We start from the raw sequence: 26,286 nt of genomic DNA, 5'->3' as shown, positions 1-26,286 counted from the left end.
ATCCGGAGACAACGGCTGATCCGTATGGGGTTAAAAATGCTCCGATAAGGAGTATTTTGTTACTTTACTTCCGTAATGCGTCCTTCCACCTTAGGCGCGATCGTCTGCTGCCGGGAGATCGTCTCTTCCATCAGCTCATAGAGCGTAATTCCCGTGTTGTACGCTTTCTTATCCTTGAACATGTCGTATCCGTCGCCGCCGGCGGCTACGAAATCATTGGTTGCGATGCGGTAGGTTTTGTTCATGTCAAGTAGTTGACCTCCGACCTTCACCTCAACGATGCGGGAGCCGGCCGGATTCGACGGGTTCCATGCAACCGTCAAGCCGCTCACTTGCGGGAACCTTCCTGCGCCGCTCTCCGCCTGCGAAACGCCATTCTCCAGCGCCGCCTTCAGCTCGCTGCCTCTCGCCTCCAGCACGACAACCGTGTTCGGGAACGGGAGCATGTCGTACAGCGCTTTTTTCGTAATGTCTCCCGGACGGATCTCCGTACGGATGCCCCCGCCGTTCGTGATCGCCGCATCGGCTTCATAGCCTTGAATGGACTTGGTCCGGTTCAGCATCGCATCGGCCACGAAGTTGCCGAGATTCGATTCCCGCTGGCGTACGATCGTCCGGTCGCCCTCGAGCAGCACATCCGTATGTCCGATCGTCACGTGCAGCGCCTCGTCAATGCTGTCGCTGATCTGCTTGACCCGCGTCGCCATCTCCGGATCCTCGGGTACCTCGGCGTCATACGCCTTCAGCATATCGGTCAAAGCCACAAGTTCCCCGTTCAAATAATACATATCTACGCGGCCAAGCGACTTGAAATATTCCCAGTCCTGTACAATATACGTTCCGTTCACGACCTCCGGCTCCGTTAACTTCGTGTGGGAATGTCCGCCGATGATCAGCTCAATCCCGGGAACCTGCTTCGCGATTTCCCGGTCTTCCTCGATCCCGCAATGGGATAGAAGAATGATGTGCTCCCCTTTCCCCTGCAGCTCCGCAACCATCGCTTTCGCCGTCTCGATAGGATCCTTGAACGCGATGCCTTTGACATTGTCGGGATGCGTCAAAATCGCCGTCTCCGGCGTAACGAGACCGAACACGACAAAGCGCTGGCCGCCCGCTTCGAAACGATAGGTCAAATCCAGCAGCGGCTCTCCGTCTTCCTTCACGACATTAGCGCCAAGCATCGGGTATGGCAGCATGCTGCGCAGCTTTACGGCTTGCTCGGCTCCGAAATCGAACTCGTGGTTCCCCGCTTCCATCACGTTGATGCCCAGTTCCTTAAGCAGCGGCGGCAGCGATTCGCCCTGGAACAGGTTGACGAATACGGTTCCCTGGAACGTATCACCTGCATCAAACAATTGAAAATTCGGGTTTTCGGAGCGCCACTGCTTCAAGATGGAGGCGATGCGGGCGTAGCCGAATTCTCCGCCGGAAGCATTCTCAGTTATATGGCCATGTGTGTCGTTCATATGGGCAATCGTGACATGGACCGTCATGCTTTGACCGATCGCATCGAAGAGCCCCGCACGGGTCACCGTGTCCGAGACCGGCAATGCAATGGGGTAACCGGCTTGGCCGAACAGCCGATTCAGCTGCTCGGCGGTTAACGCCGCATCGGGGGATTTCGCTTCTTCCGCCGTCAACAAGCTTTGGCTGACGGCCCAGGAAAGCGCAGCCGAAGCCCAATGTTCGCCAAGCGGGACCGCCGGAAGCTTCTCTTGCTGCAGCCGGGCGAGAAGCGTCACTGCTTCCGCTGCCGTGATTCGGCGGTCCAGCGCCAATTGGCCGGCGGCTTCGCCTTCGAGCAGTCCTTTACCCGTCATCCAGCTTGCATGCGTAGAGGCTTGCGACGGCTCCGCATGCGCCCCGCCTGCCAGCAAGCTGAGCGACAGCACCCCGGCAGCCAACAAAGCTCGTGTCCGATATTTGATCATGTCTCTTCCTCCTTGGCATCGTCTTTCTATTACGATAGCAAACTTATCGCCGCAAAGTGTCAAGAGAATGTAAGCGCAATGCGAAATTCATATAAAATCATGATCCGTCGCCGGCAGGATGCATGCCTTCAGGGAATCATCCGCATGATTGCAAAGAACGCTTGTAAATATCCACGGATTTCCACTTCCATCTTCCATTCTATGACATATGAATATACTAGAACACATGACAAAGGAGGCGTTCCCGATCATTGCTGACGCATTACCGCGCGCAAGCTATTTTAAGCAAATTTATATGTCCATGGCGCTCGATCGATTTGTCCGGTCCGTCGAAACGGCGCAGCTAAACCTGCACAGCCTGATGATCGTTCATCATGGCGAAGTAGTGGCCGAGAAGTGGTGGCCGCCGCATCAGTCGCATGAACCGCATGAACTGTTCTCGATAAGCAAATGCTTCTGTTCAACGGCTGTGGGCATGGCTGTCGAGGATGGACTGCTGTCCGTCCATGACCGTGTCATTTCCTTCTTTCCTTCCTGCCAATCCCCGGCGATCGAGCAAAACATGGGGTCACTGCGTATAAGCCATCTGCTGACGATGTCGATCGGCCATGCGAAAGATCCGACAAACCAGATCGTCAGGCACACGGAAGACGGGGATTGGGTCAAAGCGTTCCTGGAGACGCCGCTCAAGGACCCTCCCGGATCGAAATTCGTTTACAACAATGCGGCGGGTTACATGTTATCCGCCATCCTCCAGACGGTAACGGGCGAATCGCTGCTTGATTATTTGCGCCCCCGGCTGTTCGAGCCGCTCGGCATGGAGCGTGTCAGCTGGGATACATGCCCGAAGGGCATAAACACGGGGGGCTGGGGACTCAGCCTGACAACGGAGGATATCGCCAAATTCGGACAGCTGTATTTATGTAAGGGGAACTGGAACGGCCGGCAGCTGCTTTCGGAGAAGTGGATCGACACCGCGACTTCACAGCAGATTTCAACGTTAACGATGAACGGCTTGGACAAGCGGCTAGGATACGGGTATATGTTTTGGCGCTGCCGGCATGGCGGGTTTTGCGGCCGAGGCGCGGAAGGTCAATTTTGCATCGTTTTGCCCAAAAAGGATGCGGTCATTGTCATCATGGCGGAAGAAAAACGAATGCAGGCGATCCTCGATCTGGTATGGGTGCAGCTCCTCCCGGCGCTCGTATGAATCGGTTAGCGCCGCAACGAATAAGCCGGCACGGCCGCTTCGGGAACATGCTCCCGGGCGGCAATGCCGGCTTTCGCTTGGATTACTGACGCAATTTCTCGCTCGAACCTGCTGAATATAGCTTAAAAGATGCTATCAGGTACGTAATAAATTTTTTGCGTATCTTTTTTATTGACCGGGTCCGTCACGATCGTGAAGTACACGTTATTGTTTTTGGTCTGCACGCCTTCGATTTCATGCGTCCCTACATTCGTAATGCTCGCCAGCGTTTTGTAAGATCCCGTGCCCGACATCATCGCGATTTGCGGCGTGTCGCCTTCCGCTCCGCCCGATGTGTAAATTTCCGTGTTGCTGAGCATATCCAGGCCTTGGAACGATCCGTTCGGTCTGACGATCGCACTGCCCGACTGAGTAAAGCTGGTCACGCAAGCGCTTTTGGCAGCTGCACTGTCCAGGCGCACCTGTTCATTACTGTCAAGCAGCTGGTTGAGCGCAACCGTGTCGTAGATCGACCACGTTACATCGCCATTGGTCGTCTGTACGCGGAAGATCGTATGGGTGCTGTTGCCTCCGCCGTCGACCCGGTATGTAGTCCCCAGACTTGTGCCGGTCGGATTGGCGTAATTCATGTACGTGAATCGGTGAAGATCCGTGTAATCGACGGTCGTACCTGCGGAATATTGCAGTCTTGCCACCTGGAGCGACCAGTAATAAGACGTCGAGGAATCGGCCTTGGAGCTGAAGTAAAAGTAATTGATGCCATTGTATGTATACATGTCAAGCGTCTGGCAATGACCGGCGTTGGTGATCGTCATTTCGTCAACATACGTTGCGTTGCTTCCGCTGATAAGCAATCTCGACAAATAGCATGTGCCCCCGGACCGCTGAGTGACGTATACGTACGTCGAAGCGATGTAGGCTTTCTGGACCGCTACATTATGATTCAAGCCCTTGAGATTGTAAGCGAGCGTTGCCGATGCACTGACCGTTTTGGCAGGCGTGGCTGCATAGACGGGCAAGACGGACCATACCGAAATCAACATCGAAAGAACAACGGCCGCAATGGTTTTAAGCTGTCTTTTCATTAAGCCCGGCAATAGAACTTGCATCATATAACAATCCCTCCATTAACAAAAATGAATTGCAGGAACCAGCCGTACTGCAGACCGAATGACCCGATTCAGGTATTGCAACCCTCCCCTCTGCGGTCAACGAGCCGGATGAAAACAAAAAAACCGGACATTAGCATTCACATCGCAAGGAGAGAATGTAACATCCGGGTTTTCTCATCGACTCTACCCGTTACATAGTGGTAACGCATTCAGTTGTAGGAAATCGCTTACACGCCTACTTTACCGTCCATTTAGTGCAAGTGTCAAGTTAAAATTTGGTAAAAGGCGATACACGCCGCCCTGACCGCCGCTTATCGGATTGGAGCGAGCTGCAGCATCGCTTCCGCGAAATCCGCTCTTGCCGCGTTCGCTCATTCGCAAGGAACTCGGTTACATCGGCTGCGCTATAGAGCGGACGCGATGGAAGCTGCAGCGGGCTACTCGTCCGCCGTACCTTGCGAAGGCGGGATAATCCCGCGGACCTCCTCGAGCCATTCTTTGATCAGCGCGTGCTGCTTCCTCCGTTGTTCGGGCTCCTGTTCGGCCAGGTTCACCGACTCCGTCTCATCGGTCAGCAGGTTGTACAACTCTGCGGAACGGTCGTCCAGGAACTCGATCAGCTTCCATTCGCCCGTCCGATTCGCAACCGAAGACCGGCCGCCCAAAAAATGATTCTGGTCCAGCGGATAATGCCAGTAAAATTGCCGCTCGCGCTGGTGCTCCTCCGGTTCCTCCCCTTGGAGCAACGAGTGGATCGATACCCCGTCGATCAATTGATGCGCCGGAATGTCATACCCGATCACGTCGGCGAAGGTAGGGTAAAAATCCAGATTGATCGTCGGCTCGCTGCGGACCATTCCTCCGGGTATGCCCTCAGGCCAGGAAACGACCAGCGGTACGCGCAGCCCTCCCTCGTAGGTCATCGACTTGCCCCCGCGAAGGTGGCCGTTCACGGTAATTTTTGTCTCGCCGCCGTTATCGCTAGTAAATACGATCAGCGTATTCCGATCCAGACCGAGCGCTTCCAGCGTCTGACGGATCATCCCCACGCCTTCATCGACGCTTTTCAGCATGGCAGCCAGGACAGGATTGTCCCGTTTCGTCCGGTTAAGCGGCTCGCCCAGTTCCTCTCTCCCGCTTTCTTTTCGCATGAAATGCTCCACCATGTCCGGTTTGCCGGCCAGCGCGGTATGAACGGCATAATGGCTCAAGTATAAAAAGAACGGCTCGCTCTGATTCCGTCTGATGAATTCAACCGCTTCGTAGTTCATGCGGTCGACCAAGTACTCGTTCTCGCCCAGCACCGGCTCGATCGAAGGATCCACCCGAACGTACGGGTGGAAATAACTTCCTCCCGCAATGCCGACTTGCTCCGAAAGGATCACTTCATCGAACCCGTATTGATCCGGACCGAATTTCACCCCCTGCTCGTCATAGCCGGACAGATGCCACTTGCCGATAATCCCGGTATGATACGATGCCTTCTGGAACATTTGCGCCATTGTCACGCTATTCGGGTCCAAGCGGAAACCCGTGTCGTCGGGCAGCTCGTGATCGGCGAAGGAAGTGAGCTCGGGATTGAGCGGAAGATACCACTCGCTGTCCGGTCTCAAATAGTCGGTTATCCCGTTGCGCGGAGGCACTTGACCTGTCAGCAGCCCGGCACGCGACGGACTGCATACCGGAGCGCTGGCATAGGCTGTCGTAAATCGCATGCCTTGGCGGGCCATTTCGTCGAGATACGGCGTCTCATTGTACAGGTTTCCGTAACAGCCCAGTTCGCCCCAGCCCAGGTCGTCGACGAGGATGAAAATAATATTGGGCTTGTTTGTTTCAAAGTTAACAATATTCATAGTCGAGCTCCTTTTCGTATAATGCCATCATAATTAGCTTAGCATAGGAACACCGGTTACCCAATACTGGAAAATATCCGTTCCTCCTAATTCCGTAAACCGAAGCCATTCCAAAAATAATAAAAACCCAAATGCCGTCATTCTTTTCGCGAAAAAAAATGAGCAGCACTTGGGCTATTGCCATTGGCTTTGTTAGCGGATTCGTTTTGCGGTTATTTGAATATGCTCTCAGGAACGTAATAAATTTTCTGAGAAGTTTGTTTATTGCTTGGGTCTGCAATGATAATAAAATATACGTTATTGTCTCTTGTTGCCATCCCTTCGATTTCGTGGGTGCCTACATTTGAAATTTTCACAAGCGTTTTGTATACCCCTGTGTTGGTCATATAAGCAATCGACGGCGTATCGCCTTCCACGCCCCCTGATGTATAGATTGCCGACTGGCCGATCATATCAACGCCTTGGAACGAATTGTTCGGTCTAACGATATTGCTGCCCGACTGCGTGAATCCCTTGATCCATGCAGCTTTAGCGCCCGCACTGTTCATTTGGACCTGCACATTGTTGTCGAGAAGCTGGTTCAATTTAACTGTGTCATAAATAGACCAGGTTACGGGTCCTTCTTCCGTTTGTATACGGAAAAGCGTGTAGTTGCTGTTGCCGCCGGCATTCACGCGGTAAGTCGTGCCTAATGAGGTGCCGTTCTGATTGGCATAATTCATATAGGTGAACCGGTGAAGATCCGTATAATCATATGTCACGCCGGGTGTGTACTTCACTCTTGCAACCTGGAGCGACCAGCGATAGTCTGTCGAAGTATTCGCTTTGGAACCGATATACAGATAATCGACGCCATTGTAATTATACATATCCAAGGTTTCGCCATGACCTGCATTCGTGATAGTCATTTCATCCACGTAGGTTGCGTTGTTTCCGTTAATGAGCAATCTTGAAAGATGCGTTGTTCCCAGAGACTTCTGCGTTATATAAATATACGTTGTACCGATGTGAAATTGATTAACGCCCCCGACGTGAGTAAGTCCCAAGAGGTTGTATGCGAGTGTCGCTGAAGTGGTTTTCGTCTGCTGAGGCGTTGCCGCAAATGCGGGAAAAACAGACATTCCCCAAAGAAGTACGGACAGAACAACCGTTGTGAATACCTTCAACTGCTTTCTCATAAGGTGCAACGCTTGAACTTGAGACATATTACATTCCTCCTTTGTTATGCAAACCTTTCCATCTTGATCCAATACTCGATGCTGCTTGGACCTTAGCCCGCGTCACCTCCGTCTCGTCGGATGAGCCCAGTCAACAACATAAAAACCCCAACAATAAGAAACGCTCGCAAGCGAGTGAATCAAATTGTTCGGGTTTTCTCAAGGACTCCAACCGTCACATTCATATTCATATAAAAAAGTCAATAGTAAACGCTTTCAAAGCGTTTACATGATTACTTTAACCGTTTGTTTTCCGAAAGTCAAGATGTATTTAACATTTTTAGAAGTAATTTCCGCAATGGAGCAGGTCCAATTCCCTGCTGCGAACCAACAACCGTTCGGTCGGATTCGCTTACTGGAACCCCGTTCTTGATGCGCAGCTTGCCTTCCGCTTCGACCTACAGGCAGTAGGCCCCAAGCTTCAGCAGCCCTGCGTTCCAGGCCGCCGCCAGCGGACAGACGGCCGCTCGCCGCGAGGACCAGCTCTCTGTCCGCTTATGGCGCAAGCGCAGACTTTTAGCGCTGCCCGCCTGCCTGTCTTCGCATCCGCAGCCGTTCGTACAGGCTTGCCAGCAGCGTTCCGCGGATGACATAGGCTTCGTCTTCCCGCGGCCATACCGTCCCGGCTACGCCCCAGGCGCGCTCGACCGCCGCCAGCCATACACGGGCGAGCCGGCTCGGCACATGCGGCTGAGCTTGCCATTGATCGGCCGGCGGCACTTCCGTCTTCGGCAAGCGAGGCCCCATGTCGACGCCTGCCGGGAGCAAGTCGGGCGAGGCCGGCAACACCGGCAAGCCGCTACCGCCGTCAAGAGAGCGGGCGATCGCGATAAGAGCGGACGCCTCCTTGACCGTGACCCGCTCTTCCAGGGAGGCGGTGTAGCCGTCAAACCAGCCTTTCGCTCCGAAATATTCGGCCCCCTTCTGCGCGAGCGCATCGACGCCCGGAACCGTGTAGGCCGACGCGTCATGGAAGTAGGTAATGCGATGGCCGATGGCAAGCAGTTCATCCTGAAGCCGGTCGACGGACAGCGTTCTCGGCTCGCAGCCTCCGTCGAGGCACAAGGCGGCGGCAATGCCGGCCGCATAGCCGAGCTGCAGCCACACCGGCTCCATCCGGATCGTGCCGAAGCCCATATGGGTAGCCGATACCGCGGTCGGCACCAGCAGCCGGTCAACCCGCTTCGGCACGATGCAGCCGTACGGAATCTGGTAGACGGCAGTGAGCCACGGCAGCGCGAGAAATCCTTCCAGCGCGAGATTGCGCCCGGCCTCCTCGCGCTTTTGCGTCGCGTGGGAATCGATCGGATAATCGCCGATCGCGACGCTATCTGCATGGAGTGGCGCCCGAGCCATGCCTGGCGCGAGCCTCGCGTCGTTTTCCGTGAACACATACTCCCCTTCGATCCGTCTCGCCTCGCGCACGTACAGCTGCGGAGGAAAATGCCCGTTGCCCGCGAACTCGTCGGCCGCGTGCCCCCAGCGGGACGCATCCTCGCGGAAGCTTTCGGGCAGCTCCGCGTCATGCTGCAAAAACCAGAGCAAGCCTTCCACGTAGCCCCGGTGCCGCTTCACGATTTCTTCCCGCGCTTCGGGATCCGCTTCGATATAATCATCGTTCTCCTCCGGCCAATCGCTGGAGCACATGCAATAATGATGGTTGTTCGAATCGGTCTTCTGGTTGGGAACTGGCAGGATATTCAGCACATCGCGGATACTGCGGACGCGTCCTTCCTTCACGTCGTCCAGCAGGCTCACATACCGCTCGCGCTCGTACGCTTCGGGCTTCGAGAAGGCAATCCGGTTGTCGGGCCGATCCGTCAGGCATAACCGGAAGTTGTAGGCTTGAATCCGCTCGTCTCCCTCGCCCGTGCTTCCCGGGAACACCTCCTTGGAAGGGTGAAAATCCATATACAGCTTGCCGGCGTATTCCTCCCCCCACTCGTCCCGGGATTCCCGGCCTGTTCGGTAAGGAACGCCCGCCTTGGCGGCCAGGTCGCCCTCATACGTGGCGTCGATAAACTGCCGCCCCTCGTAGACAAGCCGCTCCCCCTCGTTCCGGTGCACAATCGTAATGCGCCGAAGCGACGTCCCTTCCGTTTCGGCTTGCTCCAGCACCGCCTGCGAGCGGAACGTGAGATGCCGCTCCCGCTCTAGCATCTCCATCAGCACCTTCATGGCCGCATGCGGCTCGAACCACAGCCCGCGGTTGCACGCCTTCGCCTGATCGGAGTCGGGACCATATTTCTCCGTGTAATGCTTCACGATCCCTTCCGCAAACTCGCGAAAGATGCCTCCTGACGACTCCAGCGAGCGGATATCGGTGCGGCCGAGCCCTCCGGTCATCATGCCGCCCATATGCGATGAAGGCTCCAGTAGCAGCGTTCGCTTGCCGCTGCGGGACGCGGCGATGGCGGCAGCCATCCCGGAAGGCGTTCCGCCGTAAACGATAAGATCAAACGTATGTATGCCCATCGACAATAAAGCCCCCTTGAGTGCAATTTCGTAAAGTTAACCTTTCGTTAACTTTTCGTTAACTAGATCATACACCGCCGTTTGTCTGGTTTCAACCCTTTTTTCGGCGCTTTATTTCAGCGCGACAAGCATGGCCGCTGCCTGCTTGCCGGATCGTCCCGCTGCGGGCCGGGACTTTTCAAAGCACCAAAAAAGCCCGTCCCGGCAAGGACGGACTGGCATAGCCGATGATATGATTGCATGTTATCCCAGCGACACAGCGGCATCGCCGGATGTATTACTTTCCCTGCGCGCCGGCTTGTACGGCTGACGTACAGGAGGACCGCTCGATCAAGCAGGTCGGAATGAGAATTTGCCGCGGGGGCTGATCCGGGTTGTCGATCAGGTCGGTCAGCATTTTGACGGACAGCGTCCCTAACGCTTCCATATCCTGCTTGACCACTGTTACCGGGGGATTTTCCAGCGGAAAAAAAGCCGTATCGTCAAACGCGATCAGGGACACGTCTTCCGGCACCCGTCGATCGGTGATCCAGATATGCCGCAGCGCCATATGTCCGAGCATGGAATTCGTTGTGAACACGGCGGTCGCCCCCAGGTCGTCCAGCGCGGCCCAGCCCTCGTCCGCAGGATTCGCCGGATTCGCGATGCGAATGATCGCCTCTTCGCCGGCGTAGATGCCTGCTGCGCGAAGCGCTGAGAAAAAACCGTTCAGCCGGTCCGTCTGCCACGGCAGCGGCTGTGCTCCGGTCACAACGGCAAGCTTCCGATGACCGAGCCGTACCATATGCTCGGTCGCGATGACGCCGCCTTCGAAATTGTCCGACGACACGGAATTCAGCGGGCGGTCCGAGTCGGCGAGCCGGCGGCTGCCCACGAACACCATCGGAAACCCGCGGGCGGCAAGCCCGCTCAATCCGTACAGCTTGGCCGTGCTGGAAATCACAATAATCCCGCTCGCGCCCGACTCCATCACCTTGTCGTATACCTCTTCCGCTTCGGCCTCGTCGCCCGTGTTTTTCATGCCGATCATAACCACATGCGCCTGACGCATAGAGCCTTCGTTGCAAATACCCGTCAGCGTATCGCGGAAAAAGCCATGCGTGCTCGATTGGTTGGCGCCTACATACAGCACGCCGATCGTCAACCGTTCCTTCCGGTGCTCGCCCGGAACCGCCGCTTGGGGCGGCGCGCTTCCATAGCCGATTTGCAGGGCTGCCTCCTTGACTTTGGCTTTCGTTTCCTCGGATATTCGCGGATGGCCGGCGAGCGCCAGCGACACGGTCGCCTTCGAGACCCCTACGATTTTTGCGATGTCGTTCATGGATGGCATACGTTTTACCCCTATCGGTTTTGCATTTCCCCTTATTGTACGCAATTCCGATACGTAATTCAACACATCCGGTTATCGTTAACCTAACTCGGTCATCCCTCCGACCTCACGTCCTGACTCGCGTTCGTATTCACGTCCTGACTCACGACTCACGTCCGTTCACGCAAATACGCCCGCTTCCGGCATCACAATCCCGCCCACACGTCCTTCGCGTAGCTTCCCTTCGCTTGAAGCTCGTTCAACCAAGCTTCCGCTTCCGGTCTGGCTGCCCCATGAACCCGGACATAGGCCCCGATCAGCTCGTTTTCAACGTCCGGTGCCATTTTGCTGCCGTCGCCGCACACGTAGAGCCGTCCGCCGCGATCGAGGATGCTGATCAGCTCCGCGGCGTCGTCCGCCATCAGATGCTGCACATAGGTTTTCGCCGCGCCTTCCGTTCGGGAAGTCGCCGTATGCAGCGTGACGATGCCGTCGCTTGCGAATTTCTCCAATTCCTCGCGATAAATGTAGTCCGCATCGCCACGGCAGCCGAAATACAGATGAGCTTCGCCCAGCGCCTTGCCTTCCTGCTTCATCGCCGCGCGGGCCTGCAAAAATCCGCGGAACGGCGCAACGCCTGTCCCTGGCCCTACCATAATGATCGGGATTTGCGGATCCTCCGGCAGCTGGAAGCCGGATTCCGGCGAGCGGATGAACATGACGATGTCGTCGCCCGCCTTGCGCTCGGCCAAATAATTCGAAGCGACGCCACGGTATTCGCCTTGTCCGCTGCGCGCAGCACTGCGAACGACCGCCACGGTAATGCTGGCGCGTTCGGCATTCGCGAGCGGGGAGCTGGAGATCGAGTAATATCGCGGCTTCAGCGGCGGCAGCAGCTCCAGAAACTTCTCGAACGGCATTTCGCACGCTTCGTATGTTTCGATGAGGTCGAGCATCGAGATCCGCAATGCCCGCACCCGCTGCTCGTACGTTTCTTCCGCCAGCATGGCCTCCAGCTCCCGTTTATGCGGCGGACAAACCGTATAAGCGGCGGTCTCGCGAATTTGCGCCCGGGTGGCGGGCTCCTGCAGCTCTACGCTGTGGCGAAGCAGCTCGGCCAGCGCGACCGGACGATCCAGCGGCAGATGGGATGCGCTGACCCCGCTCGCCATCAATATGACCTGATCCTCCCCGTTCAAGCGAAACCGGCGAATGACCCGGCTGACGTTCTCCTCGCTGTTAACCGGAAAGACGCCGAGATGATCGCCTTCCCGGTACGCCGCCCCCGCCGGCAATTCAATCTCGATATGCCGCGTGCTCCGATCGCTGCCCGGCTGCTGCAGCTCGCGATTGTCCGCGACCGTCGCGTGAACCGCTTCGTAGGACTGGGCAAGCGGCGTTTCCGCCAGCCCGCTCACGTATTGAATGTTCAAGGTGCTCCGCTCTTTCTCCGCATTGTCGTTCAGCTTCAAATCGAACGTCTTCATCGCGTCGGCCCACATTTGGCCTTTCCACGCTTCCAGCTGCTTTTCGAAGTCCCCGCCGGCATCGGCTTCGCCGCGCTTGGAGAACCGGGTCGCTCCTTTTTCGGCCAGCTTCTCGTCGATGAGCCGCGGCACCTCCTGATACGTCGCAGCCCAGTTGCGGTCCCCGCAGCCGAAGACCGAATAATGAACGCCGGCCAGTTCCCCCGCTTCCGCCTGCTCCAGCCACTGCACGAACTGCCGCGCGTTGCCCGGCGGCTTGCCGTTATACGAGGAGGTAACAATCAATAATGCTCCTTCTTTGGGCAGCCGGCCCAGCCGGTCGTTCAGCGCCGCCGCTTCGCTCCGAATGCCGTGCTGACGCGCCAAATCCGCCAGCTCCTTGGCGATCCGCTCTGCCGTGCCCATATTGGAGCCGTACAGCACCAGCAGCGGCCTGTTGTTCACCCCGATCACGGGTGTGACCTGCCCCTGTTCCAGCTGTACTTGCACAGGTTCCGCGGCGGAAGCGCGCTCAGGCTTCGCCGTCATCGCCGCAACAGGCCCTTGATCCCGCAGCTGCACGCGAATCTTGAAGCCGTCCGGCTTCAAGGTCAGCGTCTGCTTAACTTTTAGCTGGTAGTTCATCGCGTCGACCAGCTGAAACTGTTTGAGAATCATGCCCAGCACCAGCGTGGCTTCGTGAAGGGCGAACTGCATGCCGATGCAAGCGCGCTGTCCGTTGCCGAACGGCTTGTACGCATGCGCCGGAACGTTCTTCGGGTTCTCGAACCGCTCGGGGCGGAACTGCTCCGCATCCGCTCCCCAAACGCCTTTGTCCCGATGCAGCTGCGGGATAAGGACGGAGACGCCTCCCCCCTTGGCGATCGGGTACTTCCCGGCAATCGTCGTGTCTTGCTTGGCGAACAAATTAAATTGCGGCGCCGTAGGCCACAAGCGTAACGATTCGTTCAAGATCATTCGTATATATTTCAGCCTCAGCACCTGTTCATACGTCGGTAGCGGATCGGTTAACACTTCATCCGCTTCCGCATAAGCTTTGCTCAGCACGTCCGGATGTTTTAACAAATAATACGTGGCAAACGACAGCAAGCCGCTTGTTGTTTCATGGCCGGCAATGAGAAACGTAATGATCTGGTAGCGAATATTTTCATCGTCCAGCCGTTCCCCGGTTTCCGGGTCTTTCGCATGCAGCATCCGGGAAAGCAGATCGGTCTCCCCTTGGTCGCCGCTCGCTTTGCGGTCTGCGATAATTTTGTCCACGACGGAGAACATCGATTGAATGTCGCGTTCATATTGCCGCTTCGTCTTGATCATCAGCTTATTTTGGATCGGCAGCCGGTTCCCGTAATGCATCGCTTCGTCCAAAGCACGAACCATGCTCACAATGAACGGGTTCGGCGTTTCCCGGTAGTAGCTGTTGAAGCGGTAGTTAAACCCGCATAAGCCGATCGTATCCAGCGTTAACCGCGTCATGTCCTCGGGAACGTCGATGGTTTCGTCGGGATTCAGCCGCGCCCATTTTTGCACGAGCTGGAGGGCGATGTCCAGCATCATGCCGTGGTACCCTTTCATTGCTTGCTGACTGAAGGCTGGCATCAGGATTTGATGCGCCTTTCTCCAGTTTGGCTCTTTCGTCAAGCTGGTGAACAAGCCGTCGCCGGCAAAATCACGCACTTTCCGAATGTGGCCGATGCCTTTGTCAAAACGCGACTCGTCGCATACATCGGCCACCAGATCGGGGCCGGAGACGATGAGCACCGATCTTCCGAAGCTTTCGAATCGAAAGATAGGACCGAATTCATCGGCCAGCTTGCAAAAGGACAAGGTAGGCGAGTCTTTATCGATTAAAGGAATATTGCCTAGAACGCCATACGTTTTCGGCTGGGGAATCGTCATGTTCTGTTCCATCCGTGAGCCACTCCTCTCCAATGATCGTCAACCGTTACCTGTGCGGAGACCGCAGGTCGAGCCGGTTCGTTAGCTGCAAATAAGATCAATAAATTGCCTTATGTTTATTTTATCCGGGAACATTGATACTATCCAATATATAATAGAACATGAATTCATTACATTGAGTTAATCTGTGAGGTGCAGCGCATGGAATTGCAGCAGCTTCAATATTTTCGAACCGTCGCTCGCTTGGAGCATATGACGCAAGCCGCCAAGGAATTGAATATTACGCAGCCGGCGCTCAGCCGAACGATCTCCCGATTGGAAGACGATATCGGCGTCCCGCTGTTCGAACGAACCGGACGCCAAATTCGGCTCAATCGATACGGCGAAATTTTTCTGGCGCATCTGGAGCGTTCGTTTCTGGAGCTCGATCAGGCGAAGAAAAAAATTAACGACCTCGCCCAGCTGGAGACGGGGTCTGTCTCCATCGCGACAACCAACGTCAGCATTTTTCCGAGTCTCGTTTCATCTTTTTTGCGGCAGTACCCCGATGTGCGAATCCGCCAGTATTTGCGCAGCGATATCAATATGTACCGCCTGCTGGAAACGGGCGAAATCGACTTCTGCATCTCGGCCGAACCGGTTGAAGGCCCCGACATCGAATGGGCTCCGCTCTACTCGGAGCCGCTGCTGCTGCTCGTGCCGCGCGAGGAGCGGTTCATTCGCCGCCATGAGGTCCGGCTCAGCGAGATGGCCGATGAGAAATTCATCCATGCCAGCGCCAACAACGATTCGGCGAGCGCGCTGGAGCATCTGTGCCGGCAAGCCGGCTTCACCCCCAAAATATCATTCGAGGGGAATGATTCCGCGGTCATCGGAGAGATGGTAAGCCTCGGTCTCGGGATTTCGTTTATCCCGAGCCTGCTGTGGGAGAAATTTTCCGACATCATTAAGGACCGGCTCCACGTTCTCGCCGTTACGGACCCGATCTGCACCGTCACGACCGGGATCTCGCGAATCAAGGACCGGTACATGTCCGCGGCGGCGAATACGTTCTACCTCTATGCCATACAGAAAACGCGGGAGCGTAAAGGGCATCGCGCGAATTAAACGCAAAAAACAGCAGCCAGCCCGGGGGAACATTCCCTCCGGGCCGCTGCCTCGTATAATTTTATGAGATTTCTGCCGTTTTCCGCTCCTGATCTTTTCCATGCGAAGCCGATACTCTGCTCGAACGATCGCGGGATGCCCCCTTTTCGAACCAGAGCAAGCACAATGCGAGGAAGATGGCGGCACCGCCCCAATACGTATAGATCAAGCCGTGCTTCAGCGATAAGAGCAAGAAAGCCAGCATCGGACCCGCGGCGGCGCCAAAGTCGAGCGCAACGGAATACAGCGTCATGATCGAGATGGAATTCGTGTCTCTGGACGTGTCCGTAGCCAGCGTATCCATCAATGTCGTCAATGCCGTTGCCGCGATCATCACCGTCAAGATGACAACAATCCACCAATAGATGCCGATCCCTAATGGCGCGCACGCAAAGCCGACAGCGGCAACAAGCAGAAAGCCGCAAAACCACGGCATCCGGCCATAAGGACCGTCCGACCAGTGGCCGAACTTTACGGCAAGGAACGGCTCCCACGCCCACCGGCTCCCCTGGATGATGCCCGACAATGTCGCCGCGGCCAAGGTAGCCTCGCCTATACTGACTTCTTCCGTGAAGAGATCATTGATAAGAAAGCTCAGCGTAGACGTCAGCACGCCTTGAATCAGCAAGGAGACCAGGAAGCCGCTGCTCATCACCTTCCACAGCCCAAGCGACCTCCATCGCACCGCTCCGGCCCGCGCCTTCGCGGAGCGAGATGCGTCCGCCGCCGTCCCGGGCCGGACAAACAGCAGAATCAGCGGTATGCCGAGCAAGGAAGCGGCTCCCATGAGGAACGCTACCCATTCGATGCCGATCAGGGTCGCCCCGCCGCCTCCAAGAAGCATGCCGAACAAGCTCCCCAGCCGGTACAGCCCGTTGTAGGTTCCCATCAAATAACCGCGATTATGGTCTTCCGCCGCCGTGACGACCGTCATTAGCCCGCCTAGCCGCAATAACGACCAAGCGAACCCCCAAATGCATCGGAGAATCAGCCAGACCCATAAGCCTTGAGCAAACCCGTAACCGGTAGTGGTCAAGGCGGATAAGACAACCGCTACAAGCAGCCCCGTTCGCAGCGATATTTTCGAATACAGCCAGCCCATGATCGGATTAAGCGGCAATCGGACGAACCGGTTAATGGATAAGATCAGACCCACTTCCCATAAAGACAATAGACCGGTTTGATGCCAATAGACCGGAAGGGCGACGTACAGCATCGAATCGCCGAGCAAGCAGATCGCCGTGACCAGCGAAACGGCGATGACTTTGTTCTTTCCTTCGTTCGGAATCGCAGACATCCGTCTAGCCGTGTGCGACCGTTAAGGCTTGATCCGTTTCCGATCCGGCTGCTTCTGCTTTCGGTTTGAAGCGTTTCATGTTGACGCGGATCAGAGCCGCCAGCTCCAGAAGCCGTTGGTCCTCGACCGGAACCATCGATACGGACAGCTTGCCGTTCTCGATTTCGATCATACGGAATGCGGGAATATCGAGGCACGCCGCCGTTTGCACGAAATGCCACTGATCGCGCTTCACAATCGATTGGACATGATTATGTCCGCAGAAGTAGTAGCCGGGGCCGGATTTGGCCTGCATGACGGACCATACGTCGAACTCGGGATGAATGCGCAGCATATGCTTTTCCGAATAGGTGGTCGTATCCGGAAGCGGGTGATGGCCGAACAGGAACACCGGCTTGTCGCCGGACTGGCGCAGCTCGTTTTCCAGCCAAGCCATTTGCTCGGGGTCGATTTCACCGCCGTAATCCTTCGGACTCATCTCTTTGGTCGTGTCCAGGAACACGAGCACCGCTTCTGCTGTATCGATCTTATGATAGCGCTGTTGACCGGAAATCGACAAAATTTCCGTCTTCGGGATATGATACGTATCGTGATTGCCCAACACATGGATAAACTGACGGGCTTGACCGAATGTGCGGACTTGATCGAACACGAACCCGAATTCAACCGGGAACCCTTCGTTCGTAAAGTCGCCCAGCGATATGTGGTAATCGGCCTCCACTCGCAAAAACGCTTCAATCATGCCGCCAAAAAATTGCTCCCGCGCCTCCAGCAGCTCCGGTGTCCCGTGCTCCATGACGGGATAATGAAAATCACCCATTAACAAAAGCTTCATTCAAGACCCTCTCCTCACGATATCGTCGTCGCCTCACATGACGGTAAAGGAATGGCATGCGAACCTCTCGGCTCCCGTTTCCGTATCCGTCTGCTTGCAGGTCTCATTATAGTACAGAGTGACGCATCATTCAATCATTTTCTGCGCTGTTTTGCATTTATTTGCTGTTTTATTCGAGATTTTTCGTGCAAAATCCGTTTATAAGCGGCAAATTCACGCAATACGATGGAAACGTCATTTACTTTACGGCGATGACTTTGATACACTGGATACAATTCTAAGAACAGGTTAAAAGGTGATTGTATGTTGGCTCCCGAACGTTACAAACGAATCATGACGGAAATCGAACAGAACGGACATGCTTCGATTGCCGATTTGAAGCAGCTTCTTGGCGTTTCCATCGATACGGTGCGCAGAGATTTGGACGCATTGGAAAAAGCGGGCAAGCTGAGCCGCGTTCATGGCGGCGCCGTGTTGAAGGAAGAAAAAGTGACGAACGAGACGTTCTCCCGGAGAACAACCGCGAACATCCAGGAAAAGCAGGAGCTCGCCGCCGTTGCGGCGCAGATGATCAAGGAAAATCAGGCGATCGCCATGAACGCCGGCACGACCAATATGGAGCTGGCCAGGCAGCTGGTTGCCCGTTTCGCCAAGCTGACCGTCGTGACGAACTGTTTGAAAGTGGCGGAAATATTAGCAGCCAACAAAAATTTCACGATCATCATTCTTGGCGGGATATTAAACAACGAGGAGTTTGCCTTATACGGCGATTCCGTCGAGGATGAAATTCGCCGCTACAATCCCGATGTCGCCTTTATCAGCGTGAACGCCGTATCGCTGGAGAAGGGGCTTACCGACTTCCGGCAAGGTCAGCCCTCCGTCATACGAGCGATGATCCGCAGCAGCAAGCAAGCGATTGCCGTCGTCGACTCCAGCAAGTTCGAGACCGTCTCCTTCATGAAGGTGTGCGACATTCAAGAGATCCGCTCTTTCGTCACGAACCGCTCCCTCGACCCGGATACGGTGCACAAGTACGAGCAGAGCGGCGTTACCATCGTTCAGCACGAATAAAAGCCCCCGCTTTCCCAAAAGCGATGCTTCGGGAAAAACGAGGGCTGTCTCGGCCCGGCTATTTGACTCTCAACGCCTCAATGCCTTTGGCGGCTTCGTCCTCCGCCTCGCGCAGCAGCGTGTTTACATCGATTTTGCCCAGCGTAAGATCGGTAATCTTGCTGCTGTATGCCGTCGTAACGGGACCGTCGTAGATCGTTTTGACGGAAATCGGGGCGAACGAGCTGTACAGCGCCGACTTGACGTTTTTGTCTTTAAATTTCGTATCTTGTGCAAAGCCGTTGACGACCGCGGCGGTTTTCACTACCGGGAGCGTGCCCCCGCGTGACACCCACGCCTGATATTCCTCGGACAGCAAATATTTGATAATTTGCATCCCCTGATCCTGGTATTTGCTGCTCGCCGTCACGCCAAAATAAGTCGGATACGACTGCGGGTGCACGTTCGGCGCTTCCTTAAATGTCGGATACGCGACGACGTCCCAGTTCAGCTCAGACACGTCCTGCGTCATGTGCATATTGGCCAGGCCGGCCAGCATCGCCGTATCCTTCGTCTTGACGAATTGGGTTACGCCTGGAATGCCCTTCAGCTCCTGCACCTTCTCCTTATAGCCGGACGCTTCCCCCAATCTGGAGTACGTGCCGAGCAGCACCTTCCATTTGTCGTTGTTAATGATCGGCTTGAATGTCTTCGGGTCTACCTTGGCCAGCGAGAGCGGATTGATGTCGAAATAGTGGCTCTGCGATAAGCCGAGTCCGACGTAACTCGTCGATCCGTCCACGCGGGTCAGCTTCTTGTTCAATTCGAAGACGTCGTCCCACGTCATGCCGTCTTTCGGGTACGGCACGCCGAATTTATCGAAAATATCTTTGTTGTAATAGAGTGAAAGCGTGTTGTTGACGACGGGAAGCGCATACATTTTGCCGTCGGACATGACCTTTACCGCCTCGAGCATCGTCGGCTCGATCGGACTCGTATCGATATTGTGCTTCTTGATGAGCGCCGTCATATCCGTCTGGATGTTATACTGCAGCATATTGGCGAAGTTGCCGATCGATTCCCAGATGATGTCAATCGGCTGACCGGCCGTGATCAAATCCTGGTAATCCGTTCCTTTGGCGCGTTGAATGTATTTGATCGTATGCTGCGGAAATTTTTTGCGGATCGCATCGCCGAACTTCTCGTTGAACGCTTCCTCCGTCCAGCCGCTTCCGGAATAAATGACCAGCTGAGCCGCTTCGGCCCCGGCCGCCTTACCGTCAACCGGCTGATTAGCAGCAGGTTCGGCCGCCGGACGATCCCCCGAACAGCCATTCAGCATCACAATGGCGGTCAGCCCGATCAGAGCGCAGCCATACTTGGTTCTCTTTCTCTTTATCATTCGATCCCCTCCGTTATTGTCGGATCATGCGTCGGATAAAGCAGTCGAAAACAAGTTCTTCATGACTGTAAGCGCATACACAAATCGTGTAAGGAAGCGGCGCCGCTCGCCGCCTCCCTCCTTCCCCCGGCTTACGAGATCCGGACCAGCCGGGCTGTGCCGGGCGCGAGCTCCAGCTGCGCCTTGCCTTGGCGTCCGCAAGGGACCGGCAGTCCGGTCGCCACATCGATGGCATGGTCCGCCTCGAGCGCCAACGTCGCGTCGCCGCTCCCGAAATTCGCGGCGAGCACGTACGTGTGCGCATCTGCGCCCTTCGCGCGAACCGCCCGGACTTCGCCCGTCTCGCACTGTATGGCCGCTGCGCAGCTGCTCTCCGGCCCGGCGTAAGCGCAGGTCGACTGGTGTCCTTCTCCCGCCTGAAGCACATAGGCGGCATCGACCAGCACTTCCCCCGCTTCCACCGCTCGCAGTCCGGTCAAGCACGGTCCGCACAGCTCGTCGGCATACAGCATCCCGGCTGAACCCGCCGTCGCGAGCTTCTCCTTCAGACCGATCTGCCGCCGTCCCGGCCGGTATATGGACAATGCGTCCGTACCGTATACGGCGATGACGCCAAGCCGGTCGTCCACATTGAGCCAGCGGGAACCGGTGCGCAGCGTTTCCTCCGCGCTGCCTGCCCCTTGCAGCGACGCTTGCCCGCCTTCCCAATAATACGTACGCGCGCCGCCGTTGAACAGGTCGTTGGGCATCAGCAGGTTCAGTCCCTTTACTTCGTGCACGTACGTTCTGCGCGCCGCTGCCATGTATTGAACCACGATCATGTGCGTCGCATCCGGCAGCGCCGCGCAGGCGATCGCGCTGCGGGCCACCACGTGATCCTTCTGCCCTTCGGCCATTAGGCCCTGCGTATGAACGAGCGTGCTCCCCCAGGTGACGAAGCCGCCGTCAAACGGCGCGCCGCCATGCCGCTCCAGCCGCTGATCCGTCAGCTTGCCGAGCCCGCGCAAGCGCGGAGCCAAATTCTCCCGCCACTCCGCCATATTGCTGGCGTTCGCGGGGAGGCACAGCCCTTGCGGCTTCTCGGCGGACTCCCATACCCAAGAGGCGTCCCGCTTGGCGCTGCGGTGCACATACGCTCCGTGATACGGGTCATGCCAGCCCCGGCCGGACGCATCGCGGACGACCGGCGAACCGGGATCGGTCTGCCCCTCAGCTATGGCCGTCTCCGCAGCGGCTCCAGCCTCCCGCTTCCAGTCCGCGTCCGAGCCGCGCACAAGCCGCTTCCATGCCAGACCCATCGACAGCGCGGCGGCGCGGTCCGACTCCAGCCTCGTGTAATACAGCGGAGAAGCTTGCTCCAGAAGGCCGCACCGCTCGGACAAAAACGTACCGTCGCCGTTGCGCTCCATCTCGAGCTCCACTTGTCTCAGCCAGCCTTCCTCGAAGCGCGCGCAGTCCGGATCGCCGAGCAGATCGTCGATCATATGCCACATCGGAATCACGTAGTCTTGGCAATACGTGTAGCGGACGCGCGTATCCCCGCCAATGCGCAGCAGCCTGCCGTCTTCGAAGGTGCATAGCTTGACGACAGCCCACAGCTCCTTCATATGATGATACAACGCCTCGGGCGCCTGCATCCCCTTGCTCCGGTACATGAAGTGAAGCATAGCCATGTTGGACAGGCAGATCACCATGTAGCCGACATTCAAATAACCGTGATGATTGAGCGCCAGCGATTCGAAGAAGTTTGCGCCTGCAAACCGGTCCGCGATCTTCTTGCCGTCCAGCTCCGTTTCGCTATGGGCGTCGGACGGGATCGATATCGCGTTAACGAGAAACGTGAACGCTTTGTCGCGGTACGCTTCCGCCCGCGGGCAATCGGGATACATCGCGACCGTGCGGAGCAGAAGAGCGCCGTTCCACAAGTTGCTCTCCGGCTTGTTATTACCGTCCTTGGCCAGTAGCCCGCCGACGACCGTATAATGGTCGAGCAGCCAGTCGCATTCGGACAGAAGCACCTTCCGCAGCAGCGCGTTGTCGCCCTCCTGCATCAGCGGCTGCAAAGCATCGACGCCATGCATCATCCGCTCCAGACCGAGCACGCTGATCCACGTATGCCCCCAGGAGACATTGTCCGTGCAGCGGTAATCCCCTTCGATATGCGAGGCCAGCGTATACCGGAGCATCCGCAGAGCAAGCTCCTGCAGCTCCCTGCGCGAAATGCCCGCAGCCGTACCGTCAAAGCGCGGATCGGCCGCCACGGTTGCGAAGGCGGCGATCGCCTTCTGGTTCGTCTGTACCCCCCACGTATCCTCGCCTGTGCCGTAGCAAGCCAGGTCCGACCGGTCCGGGAAATGAAATACGTGCTTGAGCGCGCCTTTTACCCATCGCTGAAGTAGTGCAACGTAAGGCAGTGTCGTATCGTTCGTCATCGCGGTACCTCTCTAACGAATAAATTTGCGTTTCTCCTCAGGCATCATTCTTCAGCTATCCATCGCTTTCATATTCCCATCATAACAACTGCTCCCGCCGAGCAACATCGATAATATTTTTCTTTTCCTGTACAATATTTCGTTTTATACTCAAATTAATGTAAGCGCATACCTTGAAGGGGGTGCCGTTCCGTGCACATGGAAAATGTAGCGTATTTCCAATACGGCCACGCGCGGTGGATCGGTCACGGACCGATGACCAAGCCGTATCATTTGTTCATGTTCGTCGATAAAGGCAGCCTCGCCTACCGGGTCGAAGGCGTCCGCTACATGCTGCAGCAGGGGGATGTACTGTATATGCGTCAAGGCGCCGAGCGGATCGGCGAAGCGGTGACGGAGGAAGCGCACTCCAAATATTCCGCCCAATGGGCAGGCGACGGATTGTTCGGGCATTTCCCGCATTTGGCCGACTGCGGGGCCATGGTCTTCCGGCCGGCTTCGCTGTACGCTTATTTGAAACAGACGTACGCGCAGATGTACCAGCTCTGGATGCGCAAAGACGCCTACTACGAGCCGCTCTGCCAGGGCATGCTGCTGGAGCTGATGGCGCGGGTTCATCAAGACTTGACGGCGAAGCAGTACACCGGCAAGCAAGCGCGCGTCGTGCGGCAGGCGCGCGACTACATATTGCAATATTACCGCGAGCCCTTGTCCATTGACGAGCTGTCTCATTTGACCGGGCGCGGCCCCTCCTATCTCATTACGAGCTTCAAGAAGCATTACGGCGTTACGCCGCTGGAATACATGCACCGGACGCGCATCTCGAAAGCGGAGGAGCTGCTGCTGGAAACCGATTTCAATATGGAGACGATCGCCGCCGAACTGGGCTATTGCGATGCATCGTACTTCAACCGGATGTTCAAGAAGATAGCGGGACTGACGCCGTCCGCCGTCCGCAGACGCAGCATTCCGAGCAGCGTGTCCGAGCTTTCCCTTCACTCCCTGCCCGCCGATCCGACTACCCCCGAATCAGGATAGACGTGTTAACATACGATCAACCGAACGGAATGGGTCTCCCTCAATCGATAAAAAAAGACATCGGTTGGGACGATGTCTTCGCTGGAAACTGCGGTATGCTTATATCGTATCTGATTATGATTTGGCTCAACGCTACTTAATTTGGTCCTGAATCGCTTTATTCGCTTTCTCCTCCGCATCGCGCAGCGCGGTGTTGATGTCCGTATTCCCCTTATACACGTCTTGAATCGCTTGAACCATATGCGGTACCGCGACATCGTAATATTTGGCTCTCGGCGGATTTTTGCCGTACTTGTTCTTGAAGATCGCTTGTACGTTTTTGCCCTTCAACGTTTCCAGATTGGCGCCGAACGCCTGTTTGACATCCGGATCCTTCAGCGCCGTCAGCTTGCCGTATTTCGCCATCTCGAGCTGCATCTCCTTCTGCGTCAGCCAGGCAGCAACCTTAAACGCCTCATCCTGATGCTTGCTTGCGGTTGTAACCATGAGGCCATGCACTTCCGTCTCGACCACAAGCGGCTCTTCTTGCCGTCCGGGAAACGTCACCATATCCCAGTTGAGCGGCGTACCTTTCTTGTGCAAATCCTCGAACTCTCCAAGACGGGCGCCGTAGCTCGCCAGCATCGCTACATTGCGGTTTTTGCCGAACTCGGCGAATCCGGCGAGTTTATTGCCAGGGATGTCGTTAAACGCCTTCATCAGTTCAAAAAATCGTTTCCAGGAATTCGTCCCGCTGTTCGTAAACAACGCTTTGTTCGTTTTGGCGTCGACGACCGGAAGCAGAAAGCTGACCGCGAGACGCGGCGCGCCGTTAAAGCCGAGCGCGTAATAGTCTTGACCGTTGTCGGAACGTGTGATTTTTCGGGAGAGCTCCAGCACTTCCTCCCACGTCATTCCGTCTTTCGGATACGGAACGGCGAATTTATCGAAAATGTCCTTATTGTAGTACAGCGACGCAAAATTCATAAACAGCGGCATCATGTAAAATTGGCCGTTATCCGCGTACAGCTTCACTTCGTTAATCGCGCTTTGCTCGAACTTTCCAAGATCGAAATTGTACTTCTTGAAGTTCGCGTTCAAATCGGCAAGCAAGCTCAATCCGGTATATCGGATCGTGTCGAAGGAGCTGGCGTAGATCAGATCCGGGAATTCTCCCGAGCTCACCATGTTCTCAATCGTTTTCCCTTGCGAGCTGCGTACGAGCTGCATCGTCACCTGCGGAAACTTCTTCTTCACCGGCTCGGCGATGAACCGGTTGAATTCTTCGTCGGTGATGCCGGTAAATTCCTGAAAGACGGTTAAGGTGATCGGCTCCTGACCGATCGAATCGATCTGCGCCTCACCTTCCCGATCGGATGACGGCTTCCCGGAGCTGCAGCCGGTGACAACGGTTAACGCCAGGATGAGCGCCGAAGAAGCGTGGAACATCGTTCTTGTTTTCATTTCGATTTCCCCCGTCACAGATTTTAAGGACATGGATTGCAATCGCTTACAATAATGTGCCCGCCGCTGCGCCGCCTCCTTTTCGCTTGCCGTATTCTTCCTTCATCTTTACATGATTGCGCGCAAACATACATACTTTAAACCGACATTATTATGAGGAAAAAGGACATCTGAGAGAATTACCCAACGATCCGTTTTTAAGGTAAAATAACGTTATGATTCTCGGAAGCTTAGGCGGTGAGCACAGTGGAAATGAAGCATGGTCCCATCTATCATTTTCCTTCGGCCAACGGCGAGCTGCCCATCACCATCTCGCTGATCGGCATCAATTATTGTCATTCGAACTATATCAACGTCCGGAACCAGTCGCGAATCACCGTCATCGGGTACGTCTTAACGGGACAAGGCCGCATCACCTTGGACAATCGAACGCTCCGTCCCCAGCCGGGGGATGTATTCCTGCTGCCGCGAGGCCGTGATCACCAGGTTTGCGCCGACCCGGAAAGCGCCGAGCCTTGGAGCTACATCTGGTTCAATATTGCCGGCGATCTGGCTGTTCAGCTGCTCCGTTCGTACAAGCTGTACGATAGCGGCCTGGTGTCCAGCGCTGCCGTCGAGCCTTTGTTCCAGAAAGCGATTCAGCTCGCGCAAAGCGAAAACGCCCGCGAAATGCTGAACGTGCTGCCGGTTCTGTTCCATCAAATTGTGATCCGCTTGTCGAATATGGTCCATAACAGAAACAACGCTTACTCCGCGCAAGTGGAGAAAATCAAGCAGTATTTGGACAACGCCATCCAGCATTCCTTCGATTCCGATCAGTTGTGCAGACAAATCGGACTGTCCTACAAGCAAATCAATCGGCTGTTCAAGCAGGAATCGGGCACAACCGTATACAATTATGTTCTCATTCGGAAGCTGGACTCCGCCAAAATCATGCTGCTGGACACGGAGCTTACGGTAAACGAAATTTGCTACCGGCTCGGTTACGCGGACCCGCAATATTTTTCTAATCTGTTCAAGAAAAAGACCGGGATGTCTCCCAGCAGTTACCGAACACTGCATCGCGACAAGTCCCGGTCGTAATCGTTACCATCACACGTAAACTTTATGCAAACCTCGTCCAGGAACGGACCGTTTGCGCGACGTCCGCACC

At 55.9% G+C, this 26,286-nt stretch carries 17 protein-coding genes; 5 read left to right on the top strand and 12 right to left on the bottom strand.

The window, feature by feature from the left end:
- Positions 1-59 precede the first annotated feature (59 nt).
- Positions 60-1,931: a bifunctional metallophosphatase/5'-nucleotidase gene (locus tag KXG62_RS05025; protein ID WP_218090834.1), complete on the bottom strand. Its 1,872-nt coding sequence runs from the start codon at positions 1,929-1,931 to the stop codon at positions 60-62.
- Between the two features lie 226 nt (positions 1,932-2,157).
- Here KXG62_RS05025 and KXG62_RS05020 point away from each other — a divergent pair, with 226 nt between their 5' ends.
- Positions 2,158-3,141, top strand: a complete 984-nt coding sequence (locus KXG62_RS05020; RefSeq protein WP_246627297.1) for a serine hydrolase domain-containing protein — start codon at positions 2,158-2,160, stop codon at positions 3,139-3,141.
- 122 nt (positions 3,142-3,263) lie between these two features.
- Here KXG62_RS05020 and KXG62_RS05015 read toward each other — a convergent pair whose 3' ends face one another.
- The 6 genes from KXG62_RS05015 to KXG62_RS04990 form a co-directional block, all read right to left on the bottom strand.
- A complete protein-coding gene (locus KXG62_RS05015) occupies positions 3,264-4,226 on the bottom strand; it encodes a phage baseplate protein (protein ID WP_425517332.1) in 963 nt (320 codons plus the stop codon).
- A gap of 464 nt (positions 4,227-4,690) precedes the next feature.
- Entirely contained in the window at positions 4,691-6,106 is a 1,416-nt protein-coding gene (locus KXG62_RS05010; protein ID WP_218090832.1) for a sulfatase, read from the bottom strand.
- A 212-nt stretch (positions 6,107-6,318) separates the two neighbouring features.
- Positions 6,319-7,311: a phage baseplate protein gene (locus KXG62_RS05005; protein ID WP_218090831.1), complete on the bottom strand. Its 993-nt coding sequence runs from the start codon at positions 7,309-7,311 to the stop codon at positions 6,319-6,321.
- A 528-nt stretch (positions 7,312-7,839) separates the two neighbouring features.
- Positions 7,840-9,798: an FAD-dependent oxidoreductase gene (locus KXG62_RS05000; RefSeq protein WP_218090830.1), complete on the bottom strand. Its 1,959-nt coding sequence runs from the start codon at positions 9,796-9,798 to the stop codon at positions 7,840-7,842.
- Positions 9,799-10,075: 277 nt separating this feature from the next.
- Positions 10,076-11,128 carry a LacI family DNA-binding transcriptional regulator gene (locus KXG62_RS04995; RefSeq protein ID WP_218090829.1) on the bottom strand — a complete coding sequence of 351 codons (1,053 nt, stop codon included), beginning with the start codon at positions 11,126-11,128 and terminating at the stop codon, positions 10,076-10,078.
- Positions 11,129-11,313: 185 nt separating this feature from the next.
- Positions 11,314-14,502: a bifunctional cytochrome P450/NADPH--P450 reductase gene (locus KXG62_RS04990; protein ID WP_218090828.1), complete on the bottom strand. Its 3,189-nt coding sequence runs from the start codon at positions 14,500-14,502 to the stop codon at positions 11,314-11,316.
- Between the two features lie 189 nt (positions 14,503-14,691).
- Between KXG62_RS04990 and KXG62_RS04985 the strand changes: the two genes are divergently transcribed.
- Positions 14,692-15,597: a LysR family transcriptional regulator gene (locus KXG62_RS04985; protein WP_218090827.1), complete on the top strand. Its 906-nt coding sequence runs from the start codon at positions 14,692-14,694 to the stop codon at positions 15,595-15,597.
- A gap of 61 nt (positions 15,598-15,658) precedes the next feature.
- Here the strand turns inward: KXG62_RS04985 and KXG62_RS04980 are convergent, their stop codons facing one another.
- Positions 15,659-16,933 carry an MFS transporter gene (locus KXG62_RS04980; protein WP_218090826.1) on the bottom strand — a complete coding sequence of 425 codons (1,275 nt, stop codon included), beginning with the start codon at positions 16,931-16,933 and terminating at the stop codon, positions 15,659-15,661.
- A gap of 4 nt (positions 16,934-16,937) precedes the next feature.
- Positions 16,938-17,768, bottom strand: a complete 831-nt coding sequence (locus KXG62_RS04975) for a metallophosphoesterase family protein (RefSeq protein WP_218090825.1) — start codon at positions 17,766-17,768, stop codon at positions 16,938-16,940.
- Positions 17,769-18,071: 303 nt separating this feature from the next.
- Here KXG62_RS04975 and KXG62_RS04970 point away from each other — a divergent pair, with 303 nt between their 5' ends.
- A complete protein-coding gene (locus tag KXG62_RS04970) occupies positions 18,072-18,839 on the top strand; it encodes a DeoR/GlpR family DNA-binding transcription regulator (RefSeq protein WP_218090824.1) in 768 nt (255 codons plus the stop codon).
- Between the two features lie 58 nt (positions 18,840-18,897).
- Here the strand turns inward: KXG62_RS04970 and KXG62_RS04965 are convergent, their stop codons facing one another.
- Together KXG62_RS04965 and KXG62_RS04960 are read right to left on the bottom strand one after the other, a co-directional pair.
- Positions 18,898-20,220, bottom strand: a complete 1,323-nt coding sequence (locus KXG62_RS04965) for an ABC transporter substrate-binding protein (protein WP_218090823.1) — start codon at positions 20,218-20,220, stop codon at positions 18,898-18,900.
- 131 nt (positions 20,221-20,351) lie between these two features.
- The gene (locus tag KXG62_RS04960) at positions 20,352-22,652 is read right to left on the bottom strand and encodes a hypothetical protein (protein WP_218090822.1); all 2,301 of its coding nucleotides are present in this window, start codon (positions 22,650-22,652) and stop codon (positions 20,352-20,354) included.
- Positions 22,653-22,850: 198 nt separating this feature from the next.
- Here KXG62_RS04960 and KXG62_RS04955 point away from each other — a divergent pair, with 198 nt between their 5' ends.
- Positions 22,851-23,690 (top strand): AraC family transcriptional regulator, encoded by an 840-nt coding sequence (locus KXG62_RS04955; RefSeq protein WP_246627308.1) that lies wholly within the window; start codon positions 22,851-22,853, stop codon positions 23,688-23,690.
- A 132-nt stretch (positions 23,691-23,822) separates the two neighbouring features.
- Here the strand turns inward: KXG62_RS04955 and KXG62_RS04950 are convergent, their stop codons facing one another.
- Positions 23,823-25,133, bottom strand: a complete 1,311-nt coding sequence (locus tag KXG62_RS04950; RefSeq protein WP_218090820.1) for an extracellular solute-binding protein — start codon at positions 25,131-25,133, stop codon at positions 23,823-23,825.
- Positions 25,134-25,385: 252 nt separating this feature from the next.
- On the opposite strand from KXG62_RS04950, the gene KXG62_RS04945 reads away from it, so the two are divergent.
- On the top strand, positions 25,386-26,216 hold the full coding sequence (locus tag KXG62_RS04945) for an AraC family transcriptional regulator (protein WP_246627307.1): 831 nt from the start codon (positions 25,386-25,388) through the stop codon (positions 26,214-26,216).
- Positions 26,217-26,286 lie beyond the last annotated feature (70 nt).

The sequence above is a fragment of the Paenibacillus solanacearum genome (assembly GCF_910593845.1).
Taxonomy (GTDB): Bacteria; Bacillota; Bacilli; order Paenibacillales; family NBRC-103111; genus Paenibacillus_G; species Paenibacillus_G solanacearum.
Note: the sequence above shows the minus strand (reverse complement) of the source record. Positions and strands in the feature narration are given on the sequence as shown.